The sequence below is a fragment of the Pseudoalteromonas sp. MMG007 genome, assembly GCF_018100985.1.
In the GTDB taxonomy this organism is placed as follows: Bacteria; Pseudomonadota; Gammaproteobacteria; order Enterobacterales; family Alteromonadaceae; genus Pseudoalteromonas.
The window spans coordinates 19,144-34,009 of the sequence record NZ_JAGJEI010000011.1 but is presented as its reverse complement, the minus strand read 5'-3'; the positions used below and the strand labels follow the sequence as shown (position 1 = coordinate 34,009).

Here is a 14,866-nt window from a genome sequence, read left to right as displayed (position 1 = left end):
CAGCAAAGAGTAAATCGCCCCTAGGACGAACCTAAGGGCTACGGATATTTTGAACTTACGCAGCATTATCAACTATTTACGTTGAATAATAATCACACGACATAAACTCTGCCTCGCCTAACTACCAAACCTACAGCTGCAAAATTAATCACGAAAGCTCAACACGCTCTAATATAGATTCACTTTGTTTCTCAGATAGCGATGCACTTTTATCTACCATTGTAGGATAATCGGTATAACCGGTTTCGTCGCCACCATAAAACGTATCGGGATCTACATTATTAAAAGAAGCATTTAACTTAGTACGTTCTACCAAATCAGGGTTTGCTAAAAAGAGTGCCCCTAATGCCACACCATCGCATAAATTTTCATTTAACACATCTGATGCAATAGCAGGGGTTACAGGGCCATCCTGCCAAGATTTGTGAGGGTTTAATATAAGCTTACCTAACCATTGGTTACGGATCTGCTGGGTGTGCTCACGGTTAGCCGCTTCCATAATATGCAAATACGCCAGATCAGTTGGCAACTGACTAATAAGAGTTTGGTAGAGCACTTCACTGTCTTGTTCAATAATGTCATTGTAAGTATTGTCGGGAGAAATACGAATACCGACTCTTTTAGCACCAATAGCTTGTGTAACAGCCGCCACTACTTTTAGCGTAAATCTTAAACGGTTTTTGACGCTACCACCAAATAGATCGGCTCTATTATTTGTATTACTTGCCATAAATTGGTGAAGTAAAAAACCATTTCCCGCGTGTATTTCTACCCCATCAAAACCGGCCTGAATCGCTAATTCAGCTGATTTTGCGAAGTCTTCAATGGTTGCTGTAATTTCATCTAACGTCATTTCTTTTGGTGTAGGGTAGCTCTTTGGCCCTGTTGGTGTAAAAGCGTCTCCGGCAGCTTTAATTGCTGAAGGCGCTATTGATTGATGAGCACTGGGGTATAATTCAGGATGTCCAATACGACCAGAATGCATCAATTGAGCTACAATTTTGCCTCCCCTTTTATGTACTGCTTCAGTAATGGGCTGCCAGCTTTTCACATGTTGTAAATTATGTAGCCCTGGGGAATTCATAAAACCTTGACCAACTTGGTTAGGTTGAATACCTTCAGAAATAATTAACCCAGCTGTTGCTCTTTGAGCATAATAGGTTGCCATAAGAGGCGTTGCTAATCCTTCAGCTGTTGCCCTGTTTCTACTCATTGGTGCCATTACAAAGCGATTGCTTGCGTTGATTTTCCCAAAACGAGCTTCTGTAAATAAGTTGTCCATGTTTACTTCCTTTAACTAGTTTTTTTGTTTAATGGTGGTTCCAGATTAAAATTGGAACTTGATTTTTTAAACAGCTGTACTTGAGATATAACAATGGCTAATACAATAATGACTGCGCCTAATGTTTGACTCATCGTTAGCCTTTGCGAAAGAATAAAATAACCCAATAATGTTGCTGAGATTGGGCTTGCAAACGATATAAAAGACACCGTAACAACTGGCAGTTTTTCAATAGCTTTAAACCAAACTATATAAGCGAACAAGGCGCCAATGATACTTAAGTAGGAATAACCAATTATATTGTCCACTGTTAGGTTACTAGGTAAGCCTTCTTGTACTAATCCAATCGGGAGTAAAAATAATCCACCTACAACGAGTTGCCAGCCTGTAAAAGTATATAAATTAACGTCAGCAGGCTTGCCCCATTTTTTTGTTAATACTATTCCCGTGGCCATTGAAGCGGCACCAATTAAACCTGCAATAACACCTTGAACAGGTAAATTCATATTTGGTTCTAAGACCAACATCGCGACTCCAACAGCCGCAATTGCACAAGCAATAAATTGCCTTAAATTAAGGGTATCTTTAAAGAGTAGCGCACCAAGTATCATGACTATGATAGGTTGGCACGACATAACAAGTGCAGCTACACCACCGGGTAATAGATAGGCTGCTACAAATAAACAGTAAAAAAAGCCACCAATATTAAGTATGCCAAGCACGATAGAACGCACCCACCAGATGCCTTTAGGTAGCTTTCGACCAATCAGTACCAATAAAATACCAGCAGGTAAAGCACGAAGTGTTGACGCCATTAAAGGCATATCTGGCGGTAATAGCTCGGTCGTTACTATGTATGTACTGCCCCAAATTGTTGGGGCAATCATAGCAACTAACATCCAAAGTATTAGTTGTTTATTTGTCATACGGCCCCCACATCGGTCGTACCGAAGTAGCGATCTCCGAAGTCGCCAATTCCAGGTATCATAAATGCGTTTCCATTTAGATACTCTTCAATTGAAGACGTAACTATTTGAATTTTCTTAAATTGCTGAGTAACTTTTTGAATCCCCTCAGGGGAGCACAAAAGATTAACAAAAATGATATTTTCTTCTAAAACACCAGCATCTATAAGCACCTGAATAGCACAAATTGCAGAGCCGCCTGTCGCCAACATAGGTTCGAATATCAGCACGCGACATTTAGCGATATGATCCGGAAGTTTTGAATAATAAAGAGTTGGCAATTTTGTGACGACATCGCGTTGTATTAAAATTTTTCCAATGGGAATTTTTAAGTCAATATGACGCAGCTCATTTTCCATACTTTCACCAGCACGAACCACAGAAACGGCACATATTGGATCTGCAAACTGCTTGCCTTTGTATGTTTCTCCCACGGGAGTAGTTACATCGAGATCTTTAAATGGTACTAATTCTAAGCTTTTTTCAATCAGCAGACGAAACACTTGATCAGCATAAAAAATGAATTGGCTTTTACTAGCTACCTTGTCACGCATTTTTGCATGCAGGTATTTTAGTCTATTTGTTTGCGGTAACTCGATCACACTACTTGAGAGTATTTGTGAGTCTTCTTTATATATTTGAATAACTTGATTTGCATTCATAACGCTCTCCCTATTTGAGTCTGCCAGATTAGGGGTGTTAATCTGGCAGTGAATTATATTAAGCATTGATCTCCGAAAATGCTTTTTCAGCTTCGCGAATGAATTTCTTCACCTTAGCGGCATCTTTTCTGCCGTCGCTACCTTCTAATCCCGTATGTGAATCAACTGCGGCAGGTTTAACCTTATAGATTGCATCGGCTACATTTTCAGGCGTTAAACCGCCAGCCATCATTAGAGGTTTTGGAGATCGTCTAACAAGTTCAGCGCTTACGTCCCAGTTATGCGTTAAACCAGTAGCGCCTTTAGCACCCGTTTTAGGGTTAAACGTATCAGTGATAAACATGTCAACAAAGTCAGCCATGGTATCAACAATTTCTAACAGCTCTTCAGCATTGTCTTCTTTCACAACAAGGCTTTTTAATAAGAAAAGATCAGGGCGCAGCTCTCTAAGCTTTTTCATTTCTGCCACACTAATATCACCGTGTAGTTGAACTGCTTTTACACCTAGCTCACTGCAATAACCGCTCACTTCTTCAGCATCTACCATATAGCTAATCAACACACCGGCTTGAGGCTCACTTAAGCCTTTAATAATGCTCATTGCATCTGTTTCAGAAATATCATCTTTTCCAGAAGGTAAGCGTAAAGGAAAGCCAAGCCACTCAATGCCAGACTCCAGCATTAGATTTGCTTCTTCTCGGTCGATAATGCCAGCTACTTGAATAATGTTTTTCATAATGTTCTCCAATTTAAAGTTAAAGGGTTGTAAAGAATCTCGAAGTAAAGATATGTAAGAATTAACTTTGTGTCAAGTATCTTTATATGAAGATATTAAATTAATATACGTTTAGCTGTTTCATAGAGTTGCTGAAGACTGATATTTTTATATCGTAATTATTTAAAAAGTTAACATAAGCAATAGTTTAAGTTGGTTTTTGAAGTGGTGCAAGGCGATTGGAAGCTTACTAAAAAATCGTTTGCGGCCTTAAAAAAACTTAACGTATTGAGCGTAAGTCTTAAATAAAAACAATATTTAGGCATTTAAAAAATTATATGGTGTGGGTATGGTTATCAAAACGTTAAGTTAACGAGGTCGTAAACGCGGACAAGAACAGTTGGCTTTGTCCGTGGCCCACCAAATTATTTTTAGCTGGTACAATGGCATTTGTATAACTATGTGCAGCAAGGGAGTATATGGAAAAGCAAGAAATAATAAGATTCATTAAGGATATACAATGTAAGTTTCCAGATGTGATCCCGCTAATGGATAAACACGAAAGTTGGGCGCTTGCTTTTCGCATGGAAGAGTTTGCAAACTTAACAACTTTTGCATTCAACGAAAATAAAGTCACCAACGCTCTAAAGCACTTGTCATATATGAGTCTAAAATTAGACTCTGCAAGTCCTGCTGAACTTGAGTACATAGACACTTATTACGTTGAGCACTTATTTTGCAAGGCCACTCCCATTGGAATTGAAATCGGTTGGCCACTTGTTCCTGACAAACTTAAAAAACTGTATTTAGATTTTCACGGGCAAGCGCCTAAAATACGTTGAGAATAGAAGCGAGTCGTTTTTATTTAAAAATCAAAATCTGCTCCGAAAAGTTGTTAAGTAGAAGCTATTGATCTGAACTTCATGAGAGATTTTTATTAAACTCCGTTATACTTCTTGCAATTGAATATGCCAAATGAAGTAAATAGGCCGCTAACTGCAATGAGTACAGAAATTCTTTTCCATACTATTTTTCCACACGAAACCAGTAAAACATGGGTTGTATTTGTCCATGGAGCCGGTGGTAGTTCGGCAATCTGGTTTCGTCAGCTTAAAGCGTATAAAAAAGAATATAATGTGTTGTTGCTTGATCTTCGTGGTCACGGCAAATCGAATAATCTACTACAAAACTTTGTTGATAATAATTATTCATTTAATAATGTCTCTAAAGACATTATCGATGTGTTAGATCATAACAATATCACCAGCGCACACTTTGTTGGTATTTCATTGGGCACAATTCTTATTCGAAATATTGCTGAAATTGCGCCGCAATATGTTTCTAGCATGGTGCTAGGTGGAGCGGTTACTCGTTTTAATACTCGCAGTAATACATTGGTTTATTTAGGTAATACTTTTAAACACTTCTTGCCTTATATGTGGCTGTATCGCTTATTTGCTTTTATTATGATGCCGAAAAAGCGTCATAAAGAATCTCGACTTTTGTTTGTTCGTGAAGCAAAGCGCTTGTGTCAAAAAGAGTTTATAAAATGGTTTAAATTAGCCATGGATGTAAATCCTTTAATGCAATATTTCAAAGAAAAAGACATTGATATTCCCATTCTGTACATTATGGGTAAGGAGGATCATATGTTCCTTGGCCCTGTTAAAGAAATGGTTAAGCGTCATAAAAACAGCGTACTGCAAACTATTCACCATTGTGGGCATGTCTGTAATGTGGAACGTCCTGACTTATTCAATCAGCACTCGTTTGCGTTTATCGCCCAGCAAAATCGTTAAGGGTTGTTGCTTTTAGAAAGCTTTCTGTTAATGGCAAGTCCTAAAAACTTATAACAGCCATCATGAGTAAACTGGAACAGATCTTTCTTTTTGACTTTCGTCCTAAACTAAAAACAAGATCCGAAGGATAATACCCGCAACCAATAGGCCTGAAAGCAATACGCGAGAAGGCGAATCCATCCCCATTTGAATAACCATAAAGCTATCAATACTATTGGTTAAGCCACACCGTAAATAAGCAAAATTGGGAATATAGATAAAAAGTACAACAAAGAAATTAACCGACCTGCAGTCACACCAAAGTGCTCTTCAACTACATCGGTAAAATCGGCATCTTTATTTTTCGACGAAAGTACAAAGCGTGCTAAGCCTCGGTGGGCACAAAAGGTCATTGGGAATGCTAAACACGCCATAATAATTAATGGCCAAAAACCGCCAATACCAATATTAATAGGTAAAAATAAAATACCCGCACCAACGGCCGTGCCATATAGACTTAGCGTCCATTGTATATCGTGCTGGTTCTATTTTGAGGTAAAAGAGTGTGTTATTTATTGATGCATTTGAAAGCGTTGCATCTTGAGATGTTGTCATATGTGTTTGCTCATCCATTATTTAAAATAATAATTGCGCACAAGAATATAACTTTCAACGTAGTTTTTCATGCTTAGTCGCTTTTGTCTCGCGAAACCGTTGTAGTAGATTAGTTACTAAGTGTAATGAAAATAAAACATTGTTATGGGGTGTGATGAGGGGTTTTGTGTGTAATTTAGATTGCGCTAGAGATTTATTGCAAGTAACCACTCAATTGCGGTTGATATTTGCTCAATTTTAATTGTTTAATCGCTATTTTTAGAGCGTAAAACAGCTCATTATTCTTGTTTAACTTATTCTATAAAGGGCTTGCCTTGGGGGCCCTTAATATAATACCTCTATATATTAACCATGTGAGAACATATAAAGTAATTTCTACATACAATCTAGATTAGTTATTCAATTTAGCAATGTTTTGTAATGCAGAATTTGGATTATTATTTATGCGGTGTACACTGGCGAAGTAACGTATTAATAAGGATGTTAAACATTGTCGCAAGTTAAAACTCTTCCCATTACAGCCAGACGCTGGCTTTCTCTTTTATTGTGCGCAATTACTGCTGCAACAATTACTGTATTTTTAAGCCAAGTCGGTTTTGTGCAAGAGCCCTATGCTAGCTGGGGCGCTATTTTAAATGTAAATCCAACTCTACATTACAGCAGCGCATTTTTAGCAGGTATTGGCATCAAGCTGCTGCTTGATAAGTTTTATATATCGCACCCCAAACGCAGTATTGGGTTTAACTGGCGATACCCGCCAGTGACAATTGCTGTGTGGTTATCAGTAGCAGCATTACTTGTTTATCTTTTTGTGAATACGGCATATAGACCGTACTTTCTTGACGATGCTCTACTTTTTTCTAGTTTGAAGTATTTACACATCACTCTATTTTCATCTGCATTATTTGTTTTGTTTCAAGAGACCAAAGAGAAAGCCAAAAAGCTGGGTGGCAAGTCGTGGTTTATCCTATTCGCTGCTTTAGTAACACTATCGCTCGCATCAGGTTATTACCATACACCATGGTCGCTTATCACGACATTTATCCTGCTGTACTGTTTTGCGGTTATTTTAAGATTTTTCGCTAGCAGCGAGATAAAACAAACGCACAACGAAAGCAGCTCTGTTGGAGTTAATTCAGGTGATGATTTTAAGGATCTAGATGATTTCAGAGAGTGGTTCAAAGATGACTCAACTATTAAAAGTAAAGAAAAGTTAGAGCCCGACCTACAGATGTATGCAAAGCGTATCACCGAGCGACTGCGTAACGGAGGTGATGATTATGAAGAAGACTTGGCGCAGCACATAGCGTTATGTGGACCATACGGTTGCGGAAAAAGTAGCATTGTTGCAGCAATAGCAAGCGAGCTTAAAAAGCCTAAACAGGTAAAATTGGAGTCATCTGATAAAGAAAAGCTAACAGTAAAACAACAAAACAAGATTAATTGGATACACAGTGATATATCAACATGGGGCGCTGCAAGCGGCAGTGTTGCGCATGTTGTATTGAGCCATATTATCGATGATATAAGCCAGTATATTGATATGTGTGCCTTTCGTGCGTTACCTAAGCATTACACCGAAGCACTTAAGTCTGGTGGCAGTGTATTTCAGTTTGCATCCACACTACTCGCAGGCCCAATTGATATTGAGCAAAGTTTTAAAAAGCTTAATGATGTTCTTGAAGCAACCAACCACAAATTATTGATCACCCTGCAAGACGTAGATCGCGGCACTGGCGATGAAAACGAAAAGCGCTTAAATGATATAGCCGCGCTGCTGGATAGATTGAAAGATAAAAACTTAAGTAATATTAACTTCATCGTCGCAATGGGTAATGAGAATGAAGTTGCCGCAGAGGTGATATCAAAAGCGACCGACTACAGAGAAGATGTAACTAAAAGTAATTTTACAGATTTACTCGTTGATTATATTTATGAGAATTTAACTCAAAGTAAGGTGATTACAGTTATCCCGTATTCATGGGAGACGTTAGATGATATAAAAAATCGCTCAATTGAACGAATTGCTTTTTATCAACCTGAAATAACTGAGTTAAATAAATTAATTCCGAGCATTCGTACTTTAAAAAAAGTACTTCGTCGAGCTAATGAGATTTGGTGGGAGAGTAACTTAAAGGGTGAAATTAATTTTATATCTTTGCTTATGGTGTTAGCACTCAGAGAAGTTAAACCTAGCTTATTTTCTAAATATCTTAACTTTGTAGATTTTGCAAAACTTAATAGTGAAATTGTCTTTGTAGATTCTACAAAACCTAATAGTGGACCTGTAGATGTTGAAAAATTTCTAGAAAAAGACACTTCTAGTGATCTAAAAGAATATTTAAAGGTAATGTTAGATATAAAAATTAGTACTGTTGAAATAAAAGATAGCGACCCTCCAAAAGAAAGAGATATTTGGCTTTTAAACCCTGATAAAGAATATCTACAAATGGTGGGCTGTACTAATAATATGTCATATTATATTCAGCGTATTACACGACAAAGCATTTTGAATAATGAGTTTATAGATCAGGATGTTATTAAAGATATTTTAAAACTGACAAAGTTGCCTTTACCTGAATTTGTGAAAGAGTGGCTGAGTTTTGATGGGTTTAAACAAGAGAAGTATTCTCAATTTATTCTCCTTCAGTTTAATGAAGAGCAAACATTAGCTTATCAAGAGTCTGGTAATGATAACTTATCCATTGAGCAGTCATCTAAAACATGTAGGCATGTAATAAAGTTTGTTCACTATTTAGCTAGAAACTTAACGCTTGAAAATATGTATGAGGTTTTTGATAAATTACTATATGTACAAGATGGTAGGAAGTATTCAAATGCACTTATTAATTACCTTGGCTTTAATGGAAAGGACATACCGAGCGAATTAGAGCCTCTTATTTATCAATTGAACTTAGATAAAAATAAAGGTAGGTATTTATTATGTTGTTTGAAGCAAAGCTACAAGTTATACCATGCAGAAAAAAGATTAAAGAGTGTTAGTGAACCCGAAAAATTTCATTGTTTAGGAAGAATTTTGGGTAATTCAGAATGGCTTAGGAAGCCCATATTGAACCCTAACTCAAAATTAGACAATGCACCTAAGCTACCTAATTTTACAAGCTTATATACAACGTCTCGTAAAGCAGAAGTTGGAATTATGGGAGTAGATAATCAATCAAAACTCTCTGTGCATAGCTAAAATCCTTAGTGGTGAGATTAACCTTTACATAACAGAGTTGTACTTGCGGTGGAGCTCTTTTGTAGGTCTGGCTTTAGCCCGACAAAATGACGGGATAAATCCCGACCTACAAATAATTTAACGCTGAGCTGCTTTTAAATTAACCGCTAACAGCTCTAGGCCTTTACTCTTCTATCGCACTCACTACAAAATACGGATTTAAGTATTCATCTTTGGTGTTATAAATAAGCGGGCTGCCATCAAGCTTAGTCACTTTAGCGCCGGCTATTTCAGCGATTGCATGGCCTGCGCCAGTATCCCATTCGCAAGTTGGACCTAAGCGCGGGTAAATGTCGGCGCTACCCTCAGCGACTAAACACAGTTTTAGTGAGCTGCCTTTAGACACCATTTCAACCTCATTAAAGCGTTTCACAAACTCGGCTAAATCGGGTGATGGGTGCGAGCGGCTGCCTACAACACGAATTAACCCTTTATTAGGTTTGGTGGTTACTTTAAGCTCAATTCGCTCATCGCCTTTATCTTTAAATGCGCCAATGGCTTCGGCGGCTAAGTACGATACGCCAAGGGCGGGTGCATCTACTACGGCTAAAATAGGAATGCCGTTTTTAATTAGGGCGATGTTTACGGTAAATTCACCGTTCTTTTTAATAAATTCTTTAGTGCCGTCGATTGGGTCAACTAACCAGTAGCTTTTCCACGTTTGGCGTACATCCCAGCTTATGTCAGCGTTTTCTTCACTGAGTATTGGAATGTCGGGGGTGAGTTGGTGTAGCCCTGCCACAATCACTTTATGAGCTGCTAAGTCGGCGTCGGTTACTGGGCTCTCATCGGCTTTGTATTCAACGTTAAAGTCCTTTTCGTAAATCCCCATTATGGCGTTGCCTGCTTTACGGGCGAGGATGAGGGTTTCTTCTAGTAGCTCGGTTTGGTTCATTGGGGTTAACCTATAATATGCTTTTGTTTTAGATACGTTATCAGTTGAGTAACCGATTGGTCTAGGGTGTTCTTACTGGTATCTAAAATTATTTCTGGGTTGTTAGGTATTTCGTAGCTTGAGTCGATTCCGGTGAAGTGTTTTATCTCTCCTGCGCGGGCTTTTTTATATAAGCCTTTAGGATCGCGGCTTTCACATACATCCAGTGGAGTATCTATAAATACTTCAATAAACTCGCCGTCGTCTACTAAGTTACGCACCATGTCGCGCTCTGCTCTAAATGGTGAGATAAACGCGGTAAGCACTAATAAGCCTGCATCGGTCATTAGTTTGGCTGTTTCGCCAACGCGGCGTATGTTTTCAATGCGGTCTTCGTCGCTAAAGCCTAAATCTTTACATAAGCCGTGGCGCACGTTGTCGCCATCGAGCAGGTAGGTGTGTGTACCTTGCTGATTAAGCGCTGCTTCTAATGCATTTGCTACGGTGCTTTTGCCAGAACCTGAAAAGCCAGTAAACCATAAAATGGCAGGCTTATGCTTTTTTTGCTCGCTACGCTGCGCTTTAGTGGTTGCGTAGTTATGCCAAACAATATTTTCGTCCATTGTGTAATCTCTTTTAAATGCCCTAGGTATTAAAAAGGAAATACCAGTGGGATCAAGGTTAATACCGTGATTGAATAAATAATAGAAAGGGGCAAGCCCATCACTATGTAATCTTTTAAGCGGTAATTACCCGCGCTGTAAACCATTAGGTTAGTTTGATACCCAAATGGCGATATAAAACTGGCTGATGCGCCAAAGGCAACCGCCATAATAAACGGTAGTGGGTCTACATTAAAACCAACCGCTAATGAGTAAGCCACTGGGAATGACAGCGCAGCTGCGGCGTTATTAGTAATAAGCTCGGTAAATAATACGGTCATTAAGAATATGGCTATAAACGCGCCATACGGGCCAAAATCCCCTAACACCATAAACATGGCGTCGGATATTTGCCCGGCAAGCCCGGTGCCTATCATTAATTTGGCAAGGCCAATGGCGCTACCTACAACAACCAGTAACTCAAGCGGAAAACGGCGCTTTACTTCGTTAAGCTTTATTGTGCCGCTAAGCATTAGGCCAATTAAAAGGACTAATAAACCTTTAACAAGTGGCACTACCGAAAAAATACTTAAACCCAGTACTGCAGCAAAGCTTAGTAATACAATGTTTGATTGTTTAGGGGCTAAATGCGTTTGTAAGTCGAGTCCAGATATATACACAAATTCGCGTTTTAAATTAGGTAGGCTGTAAAAGTTTTTACCTGGTGCGAGTATTAGCGAGTCGCCTGCTTGTAATTGCACTTGCCCAAGGCCACCTTGCAAGCGGTCGTGCCCACGGCGAATAGCAATAACTGCGGCATGAAACTGCTCTCTAAAGCGGACTTCTTTTACGGTTTTACCTATAAATTTAGAGGATTGGCTTACAACAACTTCTACTAAGTGTTCTATGTCTTTTTGATGATTGTCGTGAACTACTTTTAAGCCGTCGAAACGGGTAAGTAATGGCACCGATTTAATATCGCCCACAAAAAGCAGTACGTCGTTTTGCCTAATAATTTGCTGCGGGGTGACTGCGCAAATTCGGCTGCCATCGCGAATAATTTCCGCGAGGAATAAGTCTTTTAAATCACGCAGGCCGTTTTCCTCTACGGTGCGGCCAATTAATTTAGAGCCAGCTTGTACTTTACCTTCAAGGTAAAAAGGCACGACTTCTTGATTGCTTTTGCCATTATCGGGCAGGTATTTAAGCATCACTAAAATAGTTATGAGGCCCACACTTAATGCGCCAATGCCTACAAGCGTAAAGTCAAAAAAGCCCAGTGGCGCCATGCCTGCATCAACTGCAAAACCGTTCACTATTAAATTGGTTGACGTACCAATAAGCGTAATAGTACCGCCCAAAATAGCGGTGTACGACAGCGGTAATAATAACTTTGATGGAGAGTGATTAGGGTTGTCTTTTATTGCGGTAATAAGCGATGCAACAACAGCGGTATTGTTAGTAAACGACGATAAAAAGGCGGTTGATAACCCCAATTTTGTAACCGACTTTACTAAACTACCTTTAGATAGTGATTGCGCTAACTTTTGAATTAAGGTGGTTTTTTCAATTGCAATCGACACTAATACCAGTAATACCAAGGTAATAAGCGACGGGTTAGCGTAATTAACTAACATGCTTTCAAGATCAATTAATCCGGTTAAATAACCAGTACCAATGGCACTTACAAATAACCATGCTGGATTAATACGGGTGCCAAAAAGGCACCCGACTAAGGTAAGCATAATGCCTGTTAAAACGAGCTGTTCTACCATGCTTTTAAATTCCTAACAGGCTAAAGTTAACTTATAACTTAGAAATATCAAGCGCTTGCCAATGCGGGAAGTGCTTGCGTACTAAGCTATTAAATTCAACTTCAAAGTCGCTAAAATCGCTTTGTTGTTTTTCGCTTTTTAGTACTTGCTCAATCATACCTGCTGCAACCGTTAAGTTAGATAAGCGGTCAATCAGGATAAATGAGCCAGTTTCGTGGTTGTTGTGATACTCGTCAGCTAAAATTGTTTCACTTAATTCAAGCGTTACAATAGCAATTTCGTTTAGCTGAAGTGAGTCGGCTGTGCCGTGCTCTAGGGTATTTACATCAATGGTGTGATCAATCTTTTTAACCACCACAGATGTATTTTTACTACCTAGTTTAATGTTGTAGCTTTTACCTAGTACAAGCGGCGCTTCGTGCATCCACACAAGTTTTGCTTGAACAAGGTTAGTTACCGTAGCCGTTGAGCTTGCAGGTACTATTACATCACCGCGGCTAATATCTATTTCGCTATTAAGGGTAACGGTAATTGCTTGGCCAGCTTCTGCATGATCTAGGTTGCCATTAAAGGTCACAATTTCTTTAATGCTTGATGTTTTACCCGACGGTAATACTTTTACTGCATCGCCAACATGTAATTTACCTGATGCCAATGTGCCCTGAAAACCACGGAAGTTTAAGTTAGGGCGTACCACGTACTGCACAGGTAAACGTGCTTCAAAACCGGTATCGGTTTCTGCCGCTGGAGAGTCTTCTAAAAGCTCAAGTAATGGCTTATCTGTGTAATAAGGCGTATGTGCAGAGCGCGTTACTACGTTGTCGCCTTTAAGCGCCGACATAGGTACAAACTTAATGTTTGATACGTTAAGCTGCTCAGCAAATTTAAGATAATCGGCCTTAATTTTTTCATAAACGGTTTCGTCAAAATCAACGATATCCATTTTATTTACTGCTACAACAAACTGTTTAATGCCTAGCGAGTCACAAATAAAGCTATGGCGCTTAGTTTGTACTTGCACGCCGTAACGCGCATCAACCAAAATAATGGCTACATCACTTGTTGATGCGCCTGTTACCATGTTGCGGGTGTATTGCTCGTGCCCTGGGGTATCGGCAATAATAAATTTACGCTTAGCCGTTGAAAAATAACGGTACGCTACGTCAATGGTAATGCCTTGCTCGCGCTCAGCTTGAAGGCCATCTACCAGTAGGGCTAAGTCGAGTTCTTCGCCTGCGTTACCTACTTTTTCGTTATCTTTATGAAGGGCAGCAAGCTGATCTTCATAAATTTGATGGCTGTCGTGCAAAAGGCGGCCAATCAGTGTTGATTTACCATCATCTACGCTGCCACAGGTAAGCATGCGTAATAAGCTTTTATCTTGTTGGCGTGCTAGGTAGGCGTCTATGCCAATTTCTTTTACTTCGTTAATAGTGTCGTTAGTATTGGTAGACATTAGAAATACCCCTCACGTTTTTTCTTCTCCATTGATCCTGCTGAGTCGTGATCGATTACACGGCCTTCACGCTCTGATGACGTAGATAACAGCATTTCTTCAATAATTTCAGTTAGGTTGCTAGCAGTAGATTCAACTGCACCCGTAAGTGGGTAACAGCCTAAAGTGCGAAAACGTACCGATTTCATTTGCGGTACTTCACCTTCTTCAAGCGGCATACGCTCGTCATCAACCATAATTAAGGTGCCGTCGCGCTCAACCACTGGGCGCTCTTTAGCTAAATAAAGCGGTACCATTTCGATGTTTTCTTGGTAAATGTATTGCCAAATATCAAGCTCAGTCCAGTTAGATAGTGGGAATACACGAATACTCTCACCAGGGTTAACTTGGCTGTTGTAGGTATTCCAAAGCTCTGGGCGCTGGTTTTTAGGGTCCCAACGGTGGTGTTTGTCGCGGAACGAGTAAACACGTTCTTTTGCGCGAGACTTTTCTTCATCGCGGCGTGCGCCACCAAATGCAGCATCAAAGCCGTATTTATCGAGTGCTTGCTTTAAACCTTGGGTTTTCATTATGTCGGTATGTTTACCTGAGCCGTGCTCAAACGGGCTTATGCCCATTGCCATGCCTTCTGGGTTTTTGTGTACCAGTAGGTCAAAGCCGTATTCTTTTGCAATACGGTCACGAAACTCAATCATTTCACGAAACTTCCAGTTGGTGTCTACGTGCAATAACGGAAACGGAATTTTTGCAGGGTAAAATGCTTTACGCGCTAAGTGCAAAAGTACCGACGAATCTTTACCAATAGAGTAAAGCATTACTGGGTTCTCAAACTCAGCGGCGACTTCGCGCATGATTTTGATACTTTCAGCTTCAAGTTGCTGAAGGTGAGTTAAAGCCATTG

General features: G+C 39.5%; 12 protein-coding genes and 1 pseudogene. 3 read left to right on the top strand and 10 right to left on the bottom strand.

Annotation, left to right across the window (positions count from 1 at the left end; all coding sequences use genetic code 11):
• Window positions 1–148: 148 nt before the first annotated feature.
• From J8L71_RS13120 to J8L71_RS13105, 4 genes are read right to left on the bottom strand one after another with little or no spacing between them, the layout of a single operon-like run.
• Window positions 149–1,282: an alkene reductase gene (locus J8L71_RS13120; protein WP_149613627.1), complete on the bottom strand. Its 1,134-nt coding sequence runs from the start codon at window positions 1,280–1,282 to the stop codon at window positions 149–151.
• An 11-nt stretch (window positions 1,283–1,293) separates the two neighbouring features.
• Window positions 1,294–2,208, bottom strand: coding sequence for an EamA family transporter (locus J8L71_RS13115; RefSeq protein ID WP_211000927.1), 915 nt, complete (start codon window positions 2,206–2,208; stop codon window positions 1,294–1,296).
• On the bottom strand, window positions 2,205–2,909 hold the full coding sequence (gene upp, locus J8L71_RS13110; protein ID WP_232224803.1) for a uracil phosphoribosyltransferase: 705 nt from the start codon (window positions 2,907–2,909) through the stop codon (window positions 2,205–2,207). Before upp ends, J8L71_RS13115 begins: the two co-directional genes overlap by 4 nt.
• Before the next feature lie 58 nt (window positions 2,910–2,967).
• Entirely contained in the window at window positions 2,968–3,645 is a 678-nt protein-coding gene (locus tag J8L71_RS13105) for a phosphoribosylanthranilate isomerase (RefSeq protein WP_008133429.1), read from the bottom strand.
• A 458-nt stretch (window positions 3,646–4,103) separates the two neighbouring features.
• Here J8L71_RS13105 and J8L71_RS13100 point away from each other — a divergent pair, with 458 nt between their 5' ends.
• Both J8L71_RS13100 and J8L71_RS13095 read left to right on the top strand, forming a co-directional pair.
• Entirely contained in the window at window positions 4,104–4,466 is a 363-nt protein-coding gene (locus J8L71_RS13100) for a hypothetical protein (RefSeq protein WP_096793895.1), read from the top strand.
• A 159-nt stretch (window positions 4,467–4,625) separates the two neighbouring features.
• Window positions 4,626–5,423, top strand: a complete 798-nt coding sequence (locus tag J8L71_RS13095) for an alpha/beta hydrolase (protein ID WP_211000926.1) — start codon at window positions 4,626–4,628, stop codon at window positions 5,421–5,423.
• 129 nt (window positions 5,424–5,552) lie between these two features.
• Here the strand turns inward: J8L71_RS13095 and J8L71_RS13090 are convergent.
• A pseudogene (locus J8L71_RS13090) lies at window positions 5,553–6,017 on the bottom strand (aromatic amino acid transport family protein); the annotation flags it as partial.
• Between the two features lie 490 nt (window positions 6,018–6,507).
• On the opposite strand from J8L71_RS13090, the gene J8L71_RS13085 reads away from it, so the two are divergent.
• Window positions 6,508–9,219: an AAA family ATPase gene (locus tag J8L71_RS13085; RefSeq protein WP_211000925.1), complete on the top strand. Its 2,712-nt coding sequence runs from the start codon at window positions 6,508–6,510 to the stop codon at window positions 9,217–9,219.
• A gap of 163 nt (window positions 9,220–9,382) precedes the next feature.
• On the opposite strand, the gene cysQ is transcribed toward J8L71_RS13085, so the two are convergent.
• The 5 genes from cysQ to cysD are packed head-to-tail and all read right to left on the bottom strand — an operon-like array spanning window position 9,383 to window position 14,864.
• On the bottom strand, window positions 9,383–10,153 hold the full coding sequence (cysQ, locus tag J8L71_RS13080; protein WP_211000924.1) for a 3'(2'),5'-bisphosphate nucleotidase CysQ: 771 nt from the start codon (window positions 10,151–10,153) through the stop codon (window positions 9,383–9,385).
• Between the two features lie 5 nt (window positions 10,154–10,158).
• Entirely contained in the window at window positions 10,159–10,755 is a 597-nt protein-coding gene (gene cysC / locus J8L71_RS13075; protein ID WP_211000923.1) for an adenylyl-sulfate kinase, read from the bottom strand.
• Window positions 10,756–10,784: 29 nt separating this feature from the next.
• Window positions 10,785–12,509 carry an SLC13 family permease gene (locus J8L71_RS13070; protein WP_211000922.1) on the bottom strand — a complete coding sequence of 575 codons (1,725 nt, stop codon included), beginning with the start codon at window positions 12,507–12,509 and terminating at the stop codon, window positions 10,785–10,787.
• A gap of 31 nt (window positions 12,510–12,540) precedes the next feature.
• Window positions 12,541–13,965, bottom strand: a complete 1,425-nt coding sequence (cysN, locus tag J8L71_RS13065) for a sulfate adenylyltransferase subunit CysN (RefSeq protein ID WP_211000921.1) — start codon at window positions 13,963–13,965, stop codon at window positions 12,541–12,543.
• Complete coding sequence (gene cysD / locus J8L71_RS13060) at window positions 13,965–14,864, bottom strand: sulfate adenylyltransferase subunit CysD (protein WP_211000920.1); 900 nt, start codon at window positions 14,862–14,864, stop codon at window positions 13,965–13,967. Before cysD ends, cysN begins: the two co-directional genes overlap by 1 nt.
• Between the last annotated feature and the right edge of the window lie 2 nt (window positions 14,865–14,866).

Excerpts from the sequence above, each read along its gene's own strand:
- J8L71_RS13120 (WP_149613627.1), bottom strand. The coding sequence starts at position 1,282 with ATGGACAACTTATTTACAGAAGCTCGTTTTGGGAAAATCAACGCAAGC.
- J8L71_RS13115 (WP_211000927.1), bottom strand. The coding sequence starts at position 2,208 with ATGACAAATAAACAACTAATACTTTGGATGTTAGTTGCTATGATTGCC.
- upp (WP_232224803.1), bottom strand. The coding sequence starts at position 2,909 with ATGAATGCAAATCAAGTTATTCAAATATATAAAGAAGACTCACAAATA.
- J8L71_RS13105 (WP_008133429.1), bottom strand. The coding sequence starts at position 3,645 with ATGAAAAACATTATTCAAGTAGCTGGCATTATCGACCGAGAAGAAGCA.
- J8L71_RS13100 (WP_096793895.1), top strand. The coding sequence starts at position 4,104 with ATGGAAAAGCAAGAAATAATAAGATTCATTAAGGATATACAATGTAAG.
- J8L71_RS13095 (WP_211000926.1), top strand. The coding sequence starts at position 4,626 with ATGAGTACAGAAATTCTTTTCCATACTATTTTTCCACACGAAACCAGT.
- cysQ (WP_211000924.1), bottom strand. The coding sequence starts at position 10,153 with ATGAACCAAACCGAGCTACTAGAAGAAACCCTCATCCTCGCCCGTAAA.
- cysC (WP_211000923.1), bottom strand. The coding sequence starts at position 10,755 with ATGGACGAAAATATTGTTTGGCATAACTACGCAACCACTAAAGCGCAG.
- J8L71_RS13070 (WP_211000922.1), bottom strand. The coding sequence starts at position 12,509 with ATGGTAGAACAGCTCGTTTTAACAGGCATTATGCTTACCTTAGTCGGG.
- cysN (WP_211000921.1), bottom strand. The coding sequence starts at position 13,965 with ATGTCTACCAATACTAACGACACTATTAACGAAGTAAAAGAAATTGGC.
- cysD (WP_211000920.1), bottom strand. The coding sequence starts at position 14,864 with ATGGCTTTAACTCACCTTCAGCAACTTGAAGCTGAAAGTATCAAAATC.